Origin of the sequence: Streptomyces sp. NBC_00239 (assembly GCF_036194065.1) — a bacterium.
GTDB lineage: Bacteria > Actinomycetota > Actinomycetes > Streptomycetales > Streptomycetaceae > Streptomyces.
This window is the reverse complement of sequence record NZ_CP108095.1, coordinates 1,925,014-1,943,756: the sequence shown is the minus strand read 5'-3', so window position 1 is coordinate 1,943,756 and position 18,743 is coordinate 1,925,014. Positions and strand designations below refer to the sequence as shown.

The following is an 18,743-nucleotide window of genomic DNA, read 5'->3' as shown; positions in this document are numbered from 1 at the left end:
CGGTGCCGTCCGGCCCCGGCCCGGACGGGATCGTCCGTACGGGCCGGGGCCCGCGCGTCACAGGGCGGTGAGGATCCTCGGGCCGGCGGCGGTGATCGCCACGGTGTGCTCGGCGTGCGCGGCCCGGCTGCCGTCCGTGGTGCGCAGCGTCCAGCCGTCGCCGTCGGTCAGGTAGTCGTCCCCGCCGCCGGCGATCACCATCGGCTCGATGGCCAGCACCATGCCGGCGCGCAGCTTCGTGCCGCGGCCGGGCGGGCCCTCGTTGGGCACGCCCGGGTCCTCGTGCATGGTGCGGCCCACGCCGTGGCCGCCGAATCCGTCCGGGATGCCGTAGCCGGCGCCCCGGCAGACCCGGCCGATGGCGTGCGCGATGTCGCCGATGCGGTTGCCGGGCACGGCCGCGGCGATGCCCGCGCGCAGGGCCGCCTCGGCCGCCTCGATCAGGGCGAGGTCCTCGGGGCGGGCCCGGCCCACCGTGAAGCTGACGGCCGCGTCGCCCACCCAGCCGTCGAGCACGGCGCCGCAGTCGATGCTGACGAGGTCGCCGTCGCGCAGCCGGTAGCCGTCCGGGATGCCGTGCACGATCGCGTCGTTGACGGACGCGCACACCACGGCGGGGAAGGGCACCGGGGCGAACGACGGGCGGTAGCCCAGGAAGGGGGACCCGGCGCCCGCCCCGGCCAGTACCCGCCGCGCCACCTGGTCCAGGTCGGTGAGGGTCACGCCGACCGCGGCGGCCTCCCGTACGGCCTGGAGGGTGCGGGCCACGACCCGGCCGGCGTCCCGCATGCGGGCGATGGACTGTTCCGTCTTCAACTCAACCATGCCCATTACTATACCGGTATAAGAATGGGGTGCCGGCGGGGGATCCGGTATTAGAATGACGTCATGGTGCGCACCCCCCTGACCCCCGAAGAGCGTGAGCGCGGCGAGCGGCTCGGCCTGCTGCTGCGCGAGGCCCGCGGCGGCCGCAGCATGGTCGACGTCGCCGCCCAGGCCGGACTCTCCGCCGAAACCCTGCGCAAGATCGAGACCGGCCGGGCCCCCACCCCCGCCTTCTTCACCGTGGCCGCGCTCGCCGACGCCCTCGGCCTCTCCATGGACGACCTGGTCCGGCGCTGCGCGCTGCTGCCCCTCTGAGGGTCCGTTCGGCGCAATCCGCGGTGCGGCGCCGCCCCGGCGGGGCACACGTGAACGCGTGTCTGAACTGAACGCATCCAAGCGACTCGGCCTCGGAGTCGTCGGAGTACTGCTCGCGGCGGGACTTCTCCTCGCCGCCTGCGCCGCACCCGACGGCCGGGCCCACGGCAAGAGCGTCACCGACGTCGACTTCCGCCACCCCGGAGTCGTCGTCGGCCGCGCCCAACTGGCACACGCCAAGAAGATGGTCGCCCAGGGAGCCGAGCCCTGGGCCTCGGCCCACGCGGCGCTCGCCGGGAGCCGGTACGCCGCGCCCGGCTACACCGCCCACCCCGCCGACGTGGTCCCCTGCCCGTTCGACGCGGGACCGCAGTCCTGCCTCGACGAACGCCAGGACGCCATCGCCGCCTACACCCACGCCCTGCTCTGGTCGGTCACCGGCGACACCGCGCACGCCCGCAAGGCCGTCGAGATCATGGACGACTGGTCGGCCGTCATGACCGGGCACACCGGCGGCAACGCCGGACTCCAGGCCGCCTGGGCCGGCGCCACCTGGGCCCGGGCCGCCGACATCGTGCACGCCGGTTACCCGGCCTGGCGGGCCCCGCGGGTCCGGCGCTTCCAGGACATGCTGCGCACGGCCTACCTGCCCACCGTCCGCGACCAGGTCCCCGCCTTCAACGGCAACTGGGAACTGGCCATGACCGACGCCTCCATCGCCATCGCGGTGTTCCTCGAGGACCAGGAGGTCTTCGCCGAGTCGCTGCGCCGCTTCCGGGACCGGGTCCCCGCCTACTTCTACCTCGCCTCCGACGGCCCGCGGCCCAAGGCGCCCGCCCGCGCCGGCATCGACACCCCTGACCAGGTCAAGGCGTACTGGTTCGGCCAGGGCACCTACCGGGACGGCCTTGCCCAGGAGACCTGCCGCAACCTCATGCACGTCGGGTACGCGCTCGCCGCCTCCGCGCACATCGCCGAGACCGCCTGGCTCCAGGGCGTCGACCTGTACGGGGAGGAAGCCGAGCGGCTCACCAAGGCCATGGAGTTCCACGCCCGCCACCAGCTCGGCGAGAAGGCGCCCGACTGGCTGTGCGGCGGCACGGTCGAGCGCACGATGGGCCCTGACCTGGAGGTCGCGCTCGCCCACTACGAGGGCCGCACGGGAGCGCGGCTGCCGCTGACCCGCGAGCTGGCGCGGCGGATGCGGCCGGCCGGCACCGACGACCTGTTCGTGGCCTGGGAGACGCTCACCCACGCGACCGGGGCGGTCGCGGGTGCCTCGGCGGGTGCTGCTGCGGGGGCTTCTGTGGGGGCCGGCGGGGCAGGGACCCCCGGCGCCGTCTGATCCGTACGGCCCGCCTACCCTCGGCCCATGACCCTGGAAGAGCTCGGCCGCGGCAAGTACGTCAGCCTCACCACCTTCAAGAAGGACGGCACCCCCGTCGCCACGCCCGTGTGGGCCGCCGCCGACGGGGGCGAGCTGTTCGTGTGGACGCGCACCGACTCCTGGAAGGTCAAGCGGATCCGCAACAATCCGCGGGTCGTCCTCACCGCGTGCGACGTCCGGGGCCGGACCGTACCGGAAGCGCCGGAGACGGCCGCCGTCGCCCGGCTGCTCGACGAGGCCGGCACCCGCCGGGTGCGCAAGCTGCTCGCCCGCAAGTACACCTGGCAGTTCTGGGCCGTCGACTGGCCCGCCACGCTCGCCCGGCTGGGTCGCCGACCGCACACCGCAATCGCCCTCTCACCCGCCGTCAACCTTTGAGGCTCCCGTAGCCCGCCCGTAACACGGGTGCGATGCAATGCGGCCATGGACAGCGGAGAAGCGACAGGCTCGACCGGCCCCGTGGACCGACTCGCCGCACACATGCGGGGATTGACCGATCTCCTCGATCCCGCGACCGGCTGGTACGCGGAGTTCCTCAGGCGCGATCCGGACGGCATGCGGGCCTGTCTGCACGGCGCCGCCATCCCGCCCTGGGACGTACTCCAGTCCCTGCTGCACGACTTCGCGGAGCTGCGCGGGCCGCAGCCGGCCGCACGGGAGAGCGCCGTCGCCGCCCGGCTGCGCGCTGCCGCCGTTACCGCCCACGACCAACGGCCGGGCGGCCAAGTCGAGTTGGCCGAACTGCTGGCGGCCGCGCAGGCGCAGCGGAGCGGCTCGGAGGCCGCCCTCCAGCAGCTGACCGCGCAGCTCCAGGCCGCCACCGGCCACGCGCGGGCCGAGGCGCTCACCCGCGAACTGTCCTGGACCCACGACGACCTGGCCCGCGCCCGCTCCCGCTGCGCGGACCTCACCGCCCGCCTGGAGGACCTGGCCGCCCGCGCGACCGCCGGCGCGGCCGCCGTCCCGAACGAGGCCACCACCCCGGGCGCGGCCGCCGCCCCGGACGAGGCCGCGCGGCAGCGCGCCCTGGGCGGCACCGGCCGCCGGCTGCGCGGCGGTGCCCGCGGCCGGGGCGCCCGCTACGCCCCCACCCCCGACCCGGCCCCCACCCACCGACAGCCCGCACCGCCAGCCTCTCCGGCCCCCGCCCCGCGCGGCGCCCGCTACGCCCCCGCCCCCGACCCCGTACCCGCCCCGGCCGATCCGCCGACCGGCACCCATGGCGGCGGCGGGGTCGGCGGCGGGCCCGCGCCCGCGCCCGGCTTCGGACACGGGCCGGACCCGGACCTCGCATCCGGTCACGGGTCGGGCTTCGTGCCCGGACCGGAGTCCGGGCCGGGCTTCGCATCCGCATCCGGATCCGGCGTCCGGCTCGCGCCCGACTTCGTATCCGGGTCCGGGGTCGCGCCCGGCTTCGAGCCCGGAGTCGGCTCCCAGCCCGGGGCAGGCTTGGGGCCCGAGCCCGGCTTCGGATCCGGTCCCGGGGCCGCGCCGGACCCCGCTGCGCGGGGCCGCAGCGGGGTGGACCGGTCGGGCGCCCAGGCCGGCCCGCCGGCCCCGGGGCCCGCGCCCGCGCCCGGATTCCCGGCGGCCGAGCCCGCCCCCGCCGCCACGCCCGACATCGCCGCGCGGGTCGCGGAGCTCGTAGGGCTGCGGGCCGGCGGCCGTACCGGCGAGGCGCACGTGCTGCTCTGTGAGGCGGCGGCCTGGCCGGCGCCCCTGTTGCCCGCGCTCGCCGGACAGTTGGAGCGGGCCGGGCTCGGCGCCGACTGGGCCACCCTGCTCTGGGAGGCGGCCTCGCTGCCGCCCGCGCGGCTCGCCGCCGCCGCGGCCGCCCTCAGCGCGGCCGGCCGGGAGGCCGACTGCGGCCGGCTGCTGCGCCAGGGCGTGGTCCGCCCGGCCGCCGAGATCGCGGACGCGGCCCTGGTGCTGACCGCGGCCGGCCGGGACCGCGAGGCGGGCGCCCTGCTCGGGGCCTTCGTGCAGGTGCGGACGGCCGAGGAGTCGGCGCGGCTGGCCCGGCAGGACCCGCAGCGCCTCGCGCCCCGGCTGCTGACCGCCGCCCGCGGGGTCTCCGAGAGCCGCCACCGCGAGCTGCTCCACGCCCTGCGCGTGGCCGGCGTCGCCGTCGGTTAGCGAGCGCGCACCGGACAGCCGAAGCTGCCGCGCGGTGGCCTGAACTGTCCGGTCCGTGCGCGGAACCGATCACCATCCGGCAGAACATGATCGACTCTGCCGGTTGACGGCGATGGTCTTGCCCAGGTCCCGGACGGGGCTTACGTTCTCCTATCTACGCATTCCGTCTACGTGCGTAGAAGCTCTCTGACGTCCCGTCGAAGGAGCAGCTCATGGCCCACATCGTCCGCGCCGCACTGGTCCAGGCCTCCTGGACCGGCGACAGCGAATCCATGATCCTCAAACACGAGGAACGCGCCCGGGAGGCGGCACGCCAGGGCGCCCAGATCATCGGGTTCCAGGAAGTGTTCAACGCCCCGTACTTCTGCCAGGTCCAGGAGCCGGAGCACTTCCGGTGGGCCGAACCGGTGCCCGACGGCCCGACCGTCCGCCGGATGCAGGAGCTCGCCCGCGAGACGTCCATGGTGATCGTCGTCCCGGTCTTCGAGGTCGAGCAGTCCGGCTTCTACTACAACACCGCGGCCGTCATCGACGCCGACGGAAGCTACCTCGGCAAGTACCGCAAGCACCACATCCCGCAGGTCAGGGGCTTCTGGGAGAAGTACTACTTCCGTCCGGGCAACCTCGGCTGGCCCGTGTTCGACACGGCCGTCGGCAAGGTCGGCGTGTACATCTGCTACGACCGCCACTTCCCGGAAGGGTGGCGCCAGTTGGGCCTGGGCGGCGCCCAGCTCGTCTACAACCCGTCCGCCACCTCCCGCAGCCTCTCCAGCCACCTCTGGCAGCTGGAGCAGCCCGCCTCCGCCGTCGCCAACGAGTACTTCATCGCCGCCATCAACCGGGTCGGCCAAGAGCAGTACGGCGACAACGACTTCTACGGCACGAGCTACTTCGTCGACCCGCGCGGCCGCTTCGTCGGGGACACCGCGAGCGACAAGGAGGAGGAACTCGTCGTCCGCGACCTCGACTTCGACCTGATCGACGAGGTCCGCACCCAGTGGGCGTTCTATCGAGACCGCCGCCCCGACGCCTACGGAGGACTGGTCCAGCCGTGATCTCGCCGCTCTCCCTGCACAGCCGCCACCGCGGGGTCATGCCCGACTGGATGGCCCTCTACTACGACCGCCCCCTGGAGATCACCCACGGCGAGGGCCGCCACGTCTGGGACGCCGAAGGCAACCGCTACCTCGACTTCTTCGCCGGCATCCTCACCACCATGACCGCCCACGCCCTCCCCGAGGTCACCAAGGCGGTCGCCGACCAGGCCGGCCGGATCATCCACTCCTCCACCCTCTACCTCAACCGGCCCATGGTCGAGCTCGCCGAGCGCGTCGCCGCGCTCTCCGGCATCCCCGACGCCAGGGTCTTCTTCACCACCTCGGGCACCGAGGCCAACGACGCCGCCCTGCTGCTGGCGACCACGTACCGGCGCTCGAACCAGGTCCTGGCCATGCGCAACAGCTACCACGGCCGTTCCTTCTCGACCGTCTCCATCACCGGCAACCGCGGCTGGTCCCCGACGAGCCTCTCCCCGCTCCAGACCCTCTACGTGCACGGCGCCGTCCGCACCCGCGGCCCCTTCGCCGCCCTGACCGACGCGCAGTTCACCGAGGCGTGCGTCGCCGACCTCCAGGACGTGCTCGGCCAGACCCGCGGCTCGGTGGCCGCCCTGATCGCCGAACCGATCCAGGGCATCGGCGGCTTCACCTCCCCGCCCGACGGCCTGTACGCCGCCTTCCGCGAGGTGCTCGACCGGCACGGCATCCTGTGGATCAGCGACGAGGTGCAGACCGGCTGGGGCCGCACCGGCGACCACTTCTGGGGCTGGCAGGCCCACGCCGAGAACGGCCCGCCCGACATCCTCACCTTCGCCAAGGGCATCGGCAACGGCATGTCCATCGGCGGGGTTGTGGCCCGCGCCGAGGTCATGAACTGCCTCGACGCCAACTCCATCTCCACCTTCGGCGGCTCCCCGGTCACCATGGCCGCCGGCCTCGCCAACCTCGGCTACCTCCTCGAACACGACCTCCAGGGCAACGCCCGCCGGGTCGGCGGACTCCTGCTGGAACGGCTGCGCGCCATCGGCGCCACCGTCCCGCACGTCCGCGACGTCCGCGGCCGCGGCCTGATGGCCGGCATCGAACTCACCCACCCCGGCACCGACCGGGCCCACCCCGAGGCGACCGCCGCCGTACTCGAAGCCACCCGGGCCGCCGGACTGCTGATCGGCCGCGGCGGCGGGCACGACACCAGCGTGCTGCGCATCGCGCCGCCGCTCTCCCTCACCGTCGCCGAGGCGGAAGAAGGCGCCGAAATCCTCGAACAGGCCCTCAGGAGCCTCTAGTCGGCGGGAGCCGCCCCATGAGCACGCGCACCCTGATCCGCGGCGGTCTCGTCGTCACCGCCGCCGACGAGATCCACGCGGACGTACTGATCGAGGACGGCCGGATCGCCGCACTGGCCGCGCACGGCACCGCCGCGGCCGACAGCTGGACCGCCGACCGGACCATCGACGCCACCAGGAAGTACGTCATCCCCGGCGGCGTCGACGCCCACACCCACATGGAACTGCCCTTCGGCGGCACCGCCGCCTCCGACACCTTCGAGACCGGCACCCGGGCCGCCGCCTGGGGCGGCACCACCACCATCGTGGACTTCGCCGTCCAGAGCGTGGGCCACACCCTGCGCGAGGGCCTCGACACCTGGTACGCCAAAGCCGACGGCAACTGCGCGATCGACTACGCCTTCCACATGATCCTCTCGGACGTCAACGAGGGCTCCCTGAAGGAGATGGACCTGCTGGTGGAGGAGGGCATCACCTCCTTCAAGAGTTTCATTGGCTCGCGTGACCAGGAATCTTCACGGGGACTCGGCGACCTAGTCGGTTCGGGAGCCACGTGATGAGCGATGCGCGGCATCGCGTCGCGGTACGCCGGCATGGCGCTGGCTGCTGCGGCCGACGGGGATACTGCATTCCGTTCGGTACCCCCGTCGGTGGCCCTCCGACTCCGGCATTCTGACGGGAAGGGATTCCTCGGATATGACCAGAACTCTCATTACCGGCGGCCTTGTGATCACCGCTGCCGAAGAGCTGCACGCGGATGTTCTGATCGAGGGCGGCCGCGTCGTGGCGATGGCGACCACAGGCAGCCAGGACTGGACGGCCGATCGGGTGATCGATGCCTCCCGGAAATATGTGATCCCGGGTGGGGTCGACGCGCACACCCACATGGAGCTGCCATTCGGTGGCACCTTCGCGTCGGACACGTTCGAGACCGGGACGCGAGCCGCGGCCTGGGGCGGTACGACTACGATCATCGACTTCGCGGTCCAATCGCAAGGGCAATCCCTGCGATCTGGTTTGGACACCTGGTACGGAAAGGCCGACGGTAAATGCGCGATCGACTATGCATTTCACATGATCGTGTCGGACGTCAACGAGCACACGCTCAAGGAAATGGACGGGCTCGTCGAAGAAGGCGTAAGTTCGTTTAAATTGTTTATGGCATATCCGGGAGTGTTTTATTCGGATGACGGTCAGATCCTGCGCGCGATGCAGCGGGCGTCCTCCAACGGCGGCCTGATCATGATGCACGCGGAGAACGGCCTTGCCATCGACGTCCTCGTCGAACAGGCGCTGGCGCGCGGTGAGACGGATCCGCGCTTCCACGGCGAGGTCCGCAAGGCGCTGCTGGAGGCGGAGGCCACGCACCGGGCGATCCAGCTCGCCCGGGTGGCCGGTGCCCCGCTGTACGTCGTCCACGTATCGGCGGAGGAGGCGGTCGCCGAACTGGCCGCGGCCCGCGACAAGGGGCTCCCGGTCTTCGGCGAGACCTGCCCGCAGTACCTCTTCCTCTCCACCGACAACCTCGCCGAACCGGACTTCGAGGGCGCCAAGTACGTCTGCTCCACCCCGCTGCGGCCGCGCGAGCATCAGGCGGCGCTGTGGCGGGGGCTGCGGACGAACGACCTCCAGGTGGTCTCCACCGACCACTGCCCGTTCTGCTTCCGCGGCCAAAAGGAGCTGGGCCGCGGGGACTTCTCCAAGATCCCGAACGGGCTGCCGGGGGTGGAGAACCGCATGGACCTCCTCCATCAGGCCGTCGTCGACGGACACATCAGCCGCCACCGCTGGATCGAGATCGCCTGCGCCACCCCGGCCCGGATGTTCGGCCTGTACCCCCAGAAGGGCACCGTCGCCCCCGGCTCGGACGCGGACATCGTCATCTACGACCCGCACGCCGAGCAGGTCATCTCCGCCGAGACCCACCACATGAACGTGGACTATTCGGCGTACGAGGGCAAGCGGATCACCGGACGCGTCGACACTGTGTTCTCGCGCGGCGAACTCGTCATCGACCGCCGTGAGTACGTGGGCCGGGCCGGCCACGGGGCCTTCGCCCACCGTTCCACCTGCCAGTACCTCTAGCCGGGCGCCGGGGCCTGCACGCCCCGGCGCCCGCGCCCTCCCGCAAGGAGCGACGCATGGACTTCGGACTCGTCCTGCAGACCGACCCGCCCGCCTCCCAGGTCATCAGCCTCATGAAGCGCGCCGAGCGCAACGGGTTCCGCTACGGCTGGACCTTCGACTCCGCGGTCCTCTGGCAGGAACCGTTCGTCATCTACAGCCAGATCCTCGCCAACACCCAGCGCATGCACGTGGGCCCGATGGTCACGAACCCAGGTACGCGTACCTGGGAGGTCACCGCCTCCACCTTCGCCACCCTGAACGACATGTACGGCAACCGCACCGTCTGCGGGATCGGGCGCGGCGACTCGGCGATGCGGGTCGCCGGGCGCGCGCCCAACACCCTGGCACGCCTGGGCGAGGCCATCGACGTCATCCGGGACCTCGCCGAGGGACGCGAAGCGCAGGTCGACGGCAACCCGATCCGCATCCCCTGGATCCGAGACGGGAAGCTGCCCGTCTGGATGGCCGCGTACGGACCCAAGGCGCTGGCGCTGGCCGGGCAGAAGGCCGACGGCTTCATCCTCCAGCTCGCCGACCCGTTCCTTACGGAGTGGATGGTCAAGGCGGTACGGCAGGCCGCGACCGAGGTGGGCCGAGACCCGGCGTCCATCACCATCTGCGTGGCCGCCCCGGCGTACGTCACGTCCGACGACTCGCCCGAGGCCCTCGCCCACGCCCGCGACCAGTGCCGCTGGTTCGGCGGAATGGTCGGCAACCACGTCGCCGACCTCGTCTCCCGCTACGGCGAGCACTCCTCCATGGTCCCCGACGAACTCACCGAGTACATCAAGGCCCGCCAGGGCTACGACTACAGCCACCACGGCCGCGCCGGGAATCCGTCCACGGACTTCGTCCCCGACGAGATCGTCGACCGCTTCTGTCTTCTGGGCCCGCCGGAGGCCCACATTGAGAAACTGCGAGCCCTGCGTGCCCTCGGCGTCGATCAGTTCGCCGTCTACGACATGCACGACGCGCGGGAAGCAACCATCGACGCGTACGGCTCCGATATCATCCCGTTGTTCGACTGACGCTCGCAAGTGGGGCGGGGCCGACCCAAGAGTCGGACCCCGCAGGTCGGAGCCGTGACCATAGCTGACCACGGCTCCGGCAGTCGTTGCTTCCCACGTACGGGATCTTGAGACCACGAGCAGCCCATGGCAGGCTCGTGCCGCATGATCGATCGGTTCGCGAAAGACAACCTGCACAAGAGACTGCGGCGGGACCGTGAAGCGCTGCTCTGGAAGCTCGATGGCTTGTCCGAATACGATGTGTGCCGGCCTCTGACAGCGACCGGGACCAACCTCCTCGGCCTGGTCAAACATGTGGCCACGGTCGAGGCCAGGTACTTCGGTGAGGTCTTCGACCGCCCTTCGCCGGAACCGCTGTGCCGGTGGCAGGACTCCGATGGCAGCGATCAATGGGCGACCGGGGACGAGACCCGCGATCAGATCATCGGGTTCTACCGGCGCACGTGGGAACACTCGGACGCGACGATCAACGAGCTTCCCCTCGACGCCCCCGGCCACGCGCCGTGGTGGCCGGAGCCTTATCCCAACACGAACCTGTTCGCCATCCTCGTACATTCCTCCTCGGCGAGTCCATCCGGCATGCCGGGCACGCCGACATGCTGCGCGAGGGCCTCGACGGCCGGACCGGAGTGCGCGCCGAAAACGAGCAGCCGATCACCGAGGAAGCCCGTGCCGCCTACTTCGCGAAAATCGAGCAGGCCGCCAGGACGGCCGCACCAACCGAGGCTAAAGGGGATGGTGTGGGCGACGCGCCGTAGCTTGGCGGCGTATGGTCCGGCTGCAAACGCCGGTGGCCCCACGAGCCGTCTCGTGAGTGCCACCGGAGTTTGCCGCGTTGCCGTCACTCGTCGTGGATGTGCTCTTGGAGATTCTCCACAACTTCTACAGCGTCCATATCTTCCGCGAGTTCCCGCAGTCGACCATGATACGAGGAAGAGATCACAAGATCATCCTCGTAAATCCAGCTGCACATGGTATCGAAGGCCAGTCCATACTCGCCCACTATCAAGAATTCGCGAACATTCTTGATCACATCCTCGCGAGTGATCGGTGAGTCCTCTAGGAGTTCCTCGATCGCGGTACGGTAGGGCGGATACTGCATTTTAGGCAACTCTCACTTATACGGGTATCCGGTTATGATGCGATTGGATGCCGGCTCATAGATGACTTTGATATCTACGCCGCTGTGAGTGCCTGTGATCGCCACACGTGAAGCGCTTCCCTTCTTTGTGTAGGTAGACCCCTGAGGCCCCTTAACCCAGTCCCACTTGCTGTTTGGACTTGTCGCCACATCGGCCACGGCGTCGAGGATATCGTCCGTTCCCCAATTCGGAGGGAAGACGCTTTTCCCAGCCTGCCCTGGCCACTTATGGCCACCGCCCGTCTTGTCTCCATGAATGATGTGGAATTGAGCCTGTCCATCGATTAGCTCTCGCCCCACGCCGGTAGGGCAATTCGAATTATGTACGAGGATCGGCGTCTGACCAGCGAGTACATAGTACGTGTGCAGGTCGTCGACTGTGAGGTTGTACGTCGTAGCACGCTTCGTGAAGGGCTTGTTCGCCGTGACGATGACGGTGTCTCCCGACTCCGTCAGCAGTGTTGATCCCGGGGTGAGGTTGCGGGCTTCGACCCATGTGCGGCGGGACGGGGACCAGAAGGGGTGCTCGTGGGTTGCGGTGAGACTTTCGATTCCCTGCTTTGTTGCTATGGACAGCTTGTTGAAGTGCTTGTCGGCTCGTGTGACGATCAGGCGCGTGACCTTGCGCTTGCCGGACTTGCCCGTTACCGGATCCGTGGCCCAGACTTCGTCGCCGATCTTTACTTCTTCAATCTTCTTGGTCTTCCCGCCGGGAAGAAGGACCTTGGTCCCCGCAAGGAAGCACCTGCATCCCGGTCGGGGGGCTGAGTCCATGATTTCATCGATTGCCTCGACCGCGCCCTCGGCAAGTTTTGCGCCGAGTCGGAGTTTCGAGGCCAGGATGGCGTCCTTCGTCAGTTCGGCGCAGGCCCAGAGGTCGTAGGTCTTGCAGTTCTCGTACTCGGTGATGCCGAGTGTTTCCTTGGCCACCGCTACGATCTTGTTCATGGTGACAGTGGCCTGCGGTGCCTTGCTGACGATTCCGCAGAAGATCTGCTGCTGCTGGCACGTGCGCACCGTATTGCAGGCCAGACCGCCGAACCCGCACCTGGCCTGGGTATTCGCTGCGCGGCCGTTGCGGACGTTGTTCTGGTGGACGCGACCGCTGTCCGTCAGCTTGGCCGGTCCAGGGGTGCGGCCTGGGGTCGTGTTCTCGTGATCCGGGGTCGGACGGGTTCCGCAGTCGATCTCTGCGCAAAGGCCCGTCGGGTCGGAGTGGGTGACCGGGTTGTTGTCCGCATAGGCGTACCCGTTCATCTGGAGCGGGCTCGCGATGTTCATGACGGGGTCGGCCGATATGAAGCGGCCGCTGCTGGAGTCGTATTCGCGAGCGCCGATGTGCGTCAGACCCGTCGGGTCGTCAACGCCAACGCCGAGGAAGCTGCGCTTGTTCGGCCATGCGGCCGGCTTGCTGCCGCGGACCTCTCCGTAGGGTTTGAAGGCCCTGCGGGTGATCGGCTGACCGGCGCTGACCCCGACGGTGGTCGTGGCCGTGCCGACCTGGTCGGTCAGGAGGACGTCGAGCTTGTGGCCGGTCGTCGTCCCGTTCGTGGACCGGACCACCGTGGGGGCGCCGGGGTGGGAGTAGCTGCGGCTGGCGCGGGTGATCTTGCCGGCGGACGTGGTGATTTCCGTGTCGCCGAGGTAGAGCACGCTGCCGGACGGAGAGTTCTCCAGGATGCGGTTGCCCAGTGCGTCGTAGACGTACTTGGTGGTCGCAGAACCGTTCTTGATCGTGTCGAGCCGGTTCTCTCGCGTCCACGTCAGGTTCTGAGTTTCGCCGGGCAGCGCGCGCGTCGTGGTGTTTCCGTAGCTGTCGTAGATGTACGTGCTGCTGGTGCCGGCAGGCACCGAGGCCACCGAGGTCAGCGTGTGCGGCTGGTCGACGGACGCCGGCGTGGTGCCGTTGCCGGTGACGAGCTTGCCGTAGCCGTACGTCAGCTCCACGTTCTTTGTCGCGTCCGCCGGATCGTGCTTGACCAGGCTCGCCCGGTTGCCCAGGAGATCAAACGTGTAGCTGTCCCAGTAGCCCGTGGAGCCTGCGGATACCGTGCCGGCGGCCGGGGCAGCCGCGCCCAGCGATGCGCCGAGGTCTGCGTCCGGTGTATTCGTGTCGGACTTGCTGTCCGGTGCCTTGGCAATGGGGCCGCGGACGGCGCGACCGTCGGACCGGGCGCCCCACGTGGTGCCGTCGGAGCTCTTGCAGCCCGTGCCCGCGTTGTTGGGCGTGATGGTGGACGTCCAGGCGTGGACAAGTTCGCCCATCAGGTCGTGCGTGTAGCACTGGGTGTCCCACGTGGAGACTGCGCCGTCGGTGAGGCGCCTGCTCTGCGAGGTGATGTTCCCCGCGTAGTCGTAGGAGTAGTAGGTGTTGCTGATTCGGTGGGAGTCGGGGGTCTCGCGGTCCACCACGGCGCGCTGGAGCTGGCCGGTGTGATCGTTGACGATGTTCGTCGTCCACACGCGGTACGGCTGGGGGCCGCTCACCGTGCGCAGCACCTCGCCGAACGCCGAGTAGGTGACGTTGCTCGTGTACCAGCTGGCGCCCGAGGTGGATTTCGGCAGGCCGTCGTTGTTGTAGCGGGTGGCGACCTTCTCGGCGGCCAGGCCGCCCTTCGCCGGCAGAGTGACCGAGAGCGGCTTGCCTGTTGGGGTGTACGCGTAGGAGTAGGCGTAGGTGCCGGAGAGGCCCGCCGTCATGGTGTTGGCGGGGACGACCGTCTCGCGGCCCGTGGGCCGGTACTCGGTGTCGTAGCCGGTGATGCGACTGATGTAGTCGCCGCTCTCGTCATGCCGGATCGACGCGACGGGCTGACCCACAGCTCCCGGCAGGGTGTCGTACGTGAACTCCTTCTCCGGCGTGCCGGTGGCCGTACCGTTGCGGATCGCGGTCACGCGGTCCAGCTGGTCGTACGTCGTGTAGACGGTGCCGCGGGCATCCGTGGTGCTGACCTTGCGGTCGGCGTCGTCCCACTCGCTTGTGGTGAGCCCGGTGTCAGGATCCCTGGTGCCCACCACGCGGTGACGGGTGTCGAAGGTGTAGGACCATGTGCTGCCGGCTGGGTCGGTGATCTTGTCCTGGTTGCCGCGGGTGTCGTATCCGTACGTCGTTGTGCGCCAGGTCGAGCTGGTTGCGGCGTGCTGGATCTTCACCACCCGGCCGAGGGCGTCGGTCCATGTGTTCACCGCCGGGGCGGCTCCGCCGGGCGGGTAGGCGATGGTGTTGGTGTCTCCGTAGACCCACCGGCTGTAGTTCGCTGACACGCCACCGCGGAAGTTGGTGGCACGGACGGGCCGCTCCTGGCCGTCGTAGAGCGTGCGGGTCAGCATCGGGACGAGGGTGTCCGAGACACGCATGAACTGCGTGGCCTCCGGCTCGCCCTTGACGAGGTAGCCGGTCGTGACTTCCGAGGGCAAGCCGTGGTCGTTGTAGCGCGTGTCGGCGACGATGCGACCGGGGCCGTGTGCCTGCTTCTGGGTCTGCACCGGCCGCATCAGGCCGTCGAAGATCGTGATCTGCCGGGCGTAGGAGTCGTCGTCCTTGATGGTGGAGACGGTGACGGCGGACGGGCGGGTGACGGAGGTCGTCGCCTCGGCCGTCTGGTAGCTCACCATGACGTCGGGCTTCTGCGTGCCGGCAGAGCGGTTCGCCGACCATCCTTTGACCAGTCGGCCGAACACGTCGTACTCCATGCGCGACGTGCGGCCGTTGGTGTCGGTGACGGACAGGGCGAGTCCGCGGCCCGGGTCCGTGGTGGTGACACTGCTGTGGCCCTTGGGGTTGATCGACTTGATCGAGGTGATGGGGCCACCGGTGTCGCCCGGGGTGTACTGGGTCTCGGTGGTGCCCACCACCGGCTTCTTGACGGTGCGCACGCGTCCGAGCGGGTCGTAGGTCATGGTGGTGACGACGCTGTAGTGCGTGCCGTCGTCGTTCGACTCGGCCTTCGTGGTGACCAGGCCCTTGGTGGGTTCGGCGCCGAAGGTGAGGTTGTCGTAGTAGTACGCGTCCGCGCTTATGAGCTGGGTGGCGCCACTGGCGGTGGGGTAGTCCTCGCAGGACGTGGCCGTCTTGCGGGACTTGCTGGTGAGGCCGATCAGGTTGAGGTCGGTGTTGTGGACGTAAGCGTTGACGGTGCAGGTGAAGTCGCTGGAGGTCTCACCCGTGCCGTTGGGCTTGACCACCGAGGTCTCGATCTGCGCGGGCAGTGAGTACGTCGGGTCGGGCGTCGTCTCGGTTCGGACGGCCTGCCAAGTGGTGCCCACGGTCTGGATCTCGTCGGTCCGCTTCACGCCGGCGCGGTATGCGACCAGCGGGCCGGCGCCCCCGTCGCGGTCACGTGAGGCAGTGTCCTTCGACCAGGGGTAGTTGAGGATCCGCTTGAGGACTCTGCCGCCTTTCCCTTCGTAGACGATGGTCTCCGCTTCCATGCCCGCGTACTGCGGCTGGTCGTCGGCGATCAGCGTCCGGGTACCAGTGGAGTCCTTGACCGCACCGCCCGCGCCGCGGAAGTAGCGAGAGACGGAATACGACTGGGTCTGCGGGCTTGTGCTCACCTTGCGGCCCTTGGCCGTGGCCACCTGCTGAAAGCCGCGCCAGTCGCTGTAGGTGCGCAGCTCCGGCTTGGTGAACTCGTCGTCGGACTTGCCCCAGGCCGCGCCGGAGTAGGCGTAGAAGGTCGTGACGCGGTCGGAGACTCCGGTGATCTTGTCTGTCTCGGTGACCGAGTCGACGACGTACTTGTTGAACCAGGCCAGCGCCGGCTTCTTCTCTTCGCCGTCCGGGGACCAGCGGGTGGGGAAGCAGGTGCCGTGGTTGTCCTCGGGGGCCACGCTCGGCTGGTACTGGCAGCCGCCCTTGTAGACCACGTCGATCTGGCCGCCGTGCTCGGTGTTGACGGTGCCGATGCGGGGGCGGGTGAAGGCGGGCCGCTGGTCCTTGCTGTCCTTGCGGACCAGGTTGGGCAGCTGCTTGTCCTTGAGGTAGCCGGACAGCGGGTCGGTGGGTCCGACGGTGTACGGCTCGAAGCTGACGCCGGCTTTGGAAAGGAGCGTGCCGCTGGTGGCTCCGGCAGCGTAGGCGTAGCGGGTGATCCCGTTCAGCCACAGGCTCGGAGAAGTGCTGTACCAGTCGCGCGGGAAAGACTGCTTGAGGACGTACGAGTCCACCTTGACCAGCCCGGTGGCTCCTGGGCGGGTGGCGTAGGTGGTGACGCTGCCGAGCCGCATCCGGGACCAGAACGACGGGAAGGCGGGGCAGAGCTTCGAGTCGGACTTGCAGTTGAGGTTGCCGGGGGTGTCCCACCACGGCCGGTAGGAGGCGGGGTCCTTGGTGTTGTCGAACTTCTCGGAGTCGCAGGCCGTGCCAGAAGCGAGGCAGCGCTGGTAGAGGCCGAAGTCGACCTTCGCTGCGGGGGTTCCGCCGAGGTCGGCGTCTCGCAGGCCGTACTCGATGGAGTCCGGTATGGCGAAGCGGTAGTACTTCTCCGGCGTCTTGAACTTCTTGTTGACCGAGTAGTAGTTGGTGCCTCGCGTCCAGTTCACGATCATTGCGTTGCCGTGGACGTCGACGACCTTGTCGAGGCCCCATTGCCAGGCCTGCTGCTTGCCCGCGCCACAGCGCGAGGTTGCGAAGGCGGAGGCGTAGCAGGGCTCGCCCGGGTGGTTGCCGAAGACGGGCACCGTGGCGACTGAGCCGGTGTCGGCGTGACCGTCACCGATCTTGTTCAGGCCGTAGTAGTACTTCGTGCCGTCGGTGGTCGTGACGATCCAGTGCTCACCGTCGTTGTCGCCGTTGTCCCCGCCGGTCTTCAGCTCGGCGCGGGTGCCGTCGTCATTGCTCGACCGGTAGATGTTGCTGGTCGGGCTCTCGCGCACCAGCTCGGTGGTGCGGCCGTTGAGCGACAACACGGCGTTGAACGAGACCCAGCACAGGTCGAACGACTTGTCCTTCTTGGCGGTGTTGTTGGGTGTGCCCGCCGCAGTGGCCTTCGTGTCGTCCTTGCAAGAACGGTAGCGCCGCTCGATGTGGCCCGGATCGTAGTCCCAGCCCTCGCCGATCCAAGAGGCCTGCGGGGAGCTGGTCGCAGTCTTGCCGTCCACCCACTGCGAGTTGTAGTTGAAGCTGATACTCGGGGCCGGGCCCGCGGGGGCCGGTGGGACCGTCAGCGGGTAGGACCAGGTGAAGCCGCCCGACGAGCTGCCTGCGGTCCACTTGCCACTCCCGCTCAGAGGAGTGGTCTTGAAAGAACCTCCCTCGCCGCTACCGGAGTCGATCGCGGCGACGACAGCCTTGTCCCCGCCTGCCGCGACGGGCTGAACGTAGGCGGCCTGGACTACACCGGAGCCGGAACCCGTGGACTGCGGAGCGAACACTGGCACGGTCGTGCCGTCAGCCGTGGTGTCTACGGTGGCCGTGACCGTTTTCGTCTTGGTGTCGTTGACCGTCTCCAGCTCTTCGTACTGCTGGCACGCCTCGACGTCCGGAGTGGTGGCGTAGCACTCCGGGAACTGGACCAGGCGGATGCGTGAGGCCCAGTCCGCACCGTAGTAGTTCTGGAAATCCTGGTAGTCGACCTGCACGGAAACCGGTACCGAGCCCGAGACCGGTGCGGTCATTGTGAGGACGGTGGCGTCGATGCCGTCGGAGACCGCGGAGGTCGGGCTGGCCATGTCCACCTGCCAGGTGCCGGTCGGGGCTGGCGCACCCTCAGCCTGGCCGATCTTCACGGGGAGGCTGCCGACCGGCTTGGGTGCGACCGGTGCGGGATCCGCCGCAGGCGTGGCGAAGGCGGCCGTCTGGACCCCAGTTCCGAAGGTCACCGTGCCCGCAGCCGCCGGCGGCCGGGTCGTCGTCCCGTTTGGCGCCTGCTCGAGGTTCAACGGAACGGGTGCCCCGAGGCGCTCGAGGTTGGCATCGCGGTTCCGCCCCGAGGCGAACCTGTCGGCCGGTAGCCCTTCCAAGACCAGCGGCCCCCGCGCCACATCCTCAGTGCCTGCATCCGGATCGGGTGGCTGTGCCAATGCCTGTGCTGGCAGAAGCGCAACGAGCATCGCGGCGCCGAGGAATGGCACGACTGCGGTGTGCAGGCGGCGGCGCATGGACGGAAAGGCTGGCACGAAAGTCCCCCCGGACTCCAGAACAGGCCCTGGGTAGAGGCCACATGATCCCCATATCAAGCGTTGCTGATTCTGTGCAGTTGCGAGGAGGAAACGCCAGCGGCCAACCCGCCAAGTGACAATCCTCACGCAGTGCACTGGTGTAATCGCTATTGGTCATGGACTTTCTATGCCTTTAGGGCAACAGGGGCATCCAAGTGCGGCTCGGAGTAATCGGATAATGCTTCTGTGTCGCCAAAAATGGCACCAGGGTGCGTTGGGTGATGAAGCGATTTGCCCTTATTTGGACCTTTTGGGGGAGGGAGGTCGGTGCGTCCTGCT

Annotated in this window: 11 protein-coding genes and 2 pseudogenes; 10 read left to right on the top strand and 3 right to left on the bottom strand. The window is 69.1% G+C overall.

What is annotated here, in order from left to right:
* Positions 1 to 57 precede the first annotated feature (57 nt).
* Positions 58 to 825, bottom strand: a complete 768-nt coding sequence (gene map, locus OG764_RS08435; RefSeq protein WP_328967778.1) for a type I methionyl aminopeptidase — start codon at positions 823 to 825, stop codon at positions 58 to 60.
* A gap of 63 nt (positions 826 to 888) precedes the next feature.
* On the opposite strand from map, the gene OG764_RS08430 reads away from it, so the two are divergent.
* The 10 genes and pseudogenes from OG764_RS08430 to OG764_RS08385 all read left to right on the top strand — a co-directional run bounded on the left by OG764_RS08430 (position 889) and on the right by OG764_RS08385 (position 10,920).
* Positions 889 to 1,140 carry a helix-turn-helix domain-containing protein gene (locus OG764_RS08430; protein WP_328967777.1) on the top strand — a complete coding sequence of 84 codons (252 nt, stop codon included), beginning with the start codon at positions 889 to 891 and terminating at the stop codon, positions 1,138 to 1,140.
* Between the two features lie 58 nt (positions 1,141 to 1,198).
* On the top strand, positions 1,199 to 2,485 hold the full coding sequence (locus OG764_RS08425; RefSeq protein ID WP_328967776.1) for an alginate lyase family protein: 1,287 nt from the start codon (positions 1,199 to 1,201) through the stop codon (positions 2,483 to 2,485).
* Between the two features lie 27 nt (positions 2,486 to 2,512).
* On the top strand, positions 2,513 to 2,905 hold the full coding sequence (locus OG764_RS08420; RefSeq protein WP_328967775.1) for a PPOX class F420-dependent oxidoreductase: 393 nt from the start codon (positions 2,513 to 2,515) through the stop codon (positions 2,903 to 2,905).
* Between the two features lie 45 nt (positions 2,906 to 2,950).
* Positions 2,951 to 4,663 (top strand): hypothetical protein, encoded by a 1,713-nt coding sequence (locus OG764_RS08415; protein WP_328967774.1) that lies wholly within the window; start codon positions 2,951 to 2,953, stop codon positions 4,661 to 4,663.
* A gap of 212 nt (positions 4,664 to 4,875) precedes the next feature.
* Positions 4,876 to 5,718, top strand: a complete 843-nt coding sequence (locus OG764_RS08410; protein ID WP_328967773.1) for a nitrilase-related carbon-nitrogen hydrolase — start codon at positions 4,876 to 4,878, stop codon at positions 5,716 to 5,718.
* 38 nt (positions 5,719 to 5,756) lie between these two features.
* Positions 5,757 to 7,007: an aspartate aminotransferase family protein gene (locus tag OG764_RS08405; RefSeq protein WP_328972920.1), complete on the top strand. Its 1,251-nt coding sequence runs from the start codon at positions 5,757 to 5,759 to the stop codon at positions 7,005 to 7,007.
* A gap of 17 nt (positions 7,008 to 7,024) precedes the next feature.
* A pseudogene (locus tag OG764_RS08400) lies at positions 7,025 to 7,501 on the top strand (amidohydrolase family protein); the annotation flags it as partial.
* A 202-nt stretch (positions 7,502 to 7,703) separates the two neighbouring features.
* The gene (gene hydA, locus OG764_RS08395; protein WP_328967772.1) at positions 7,704 to 9,092 is read left to right on the top strand and encodes a dihydropyrimidinase; all 1,389 of its coding nucleotides are present in this window, start codon (positions 7,704 to 7,706) and stop codon (positions 9,090 to 9,092) included.
* A 56-nt stretch (positions 9,093 to 9,148) separates the two neighbouring features.
* Positions 9,149 to 10,162, top strand: a complete 1,014-nt coding sequence (locus OG764_RS08390) for a TIGR03842 family LLM class F420-dependent oxidoreductase (protein ID WP_328967771.1) — start codon at positions 9,149 to 9,151, stop codon at positions 10,160 to 10,162.
* A gap of 144 nt (positions 10,163 to 10,306) precedes the next feature.
* Positions 10,307 to 10,920 (top strand): annotated as a pseudogene (locus tag OG764_RS08385) (DinB family protein).
* Positions 10,921 to 11,003: 83 nt separating this feature from the next.
* Here the strand turns inward: OG764_RS08385 and OG764_RS08380 are convergent.
* Positions 11,004 to 11,264 (bottom strand): MafI family immunity protein, encoded by a 261-nt coding sequence (locus tag OG764_RS08380; protein WP_328972919.1) that lies wholly within the window; start codon positions 11,262 to 11,264, stop codon positions 11,004 to 11,006.
* Positions 11,265 to 11,276: 12 nt separating this feature from the next.
* On the bottom strand, positions 11,277 to 18,404 hold the full coding sequence (locus OG764_RS08375; protein WP_443055869.1) for a polymorphic toxin-type HINT domain-containing protein: 7,128 nt from the start codon (positions 18,402 to 18,404) through the stop codon (positions 11,277 to 11,279).
* Positions 18,405 to 18,743 lie beyond the last annotated feature (339 nt).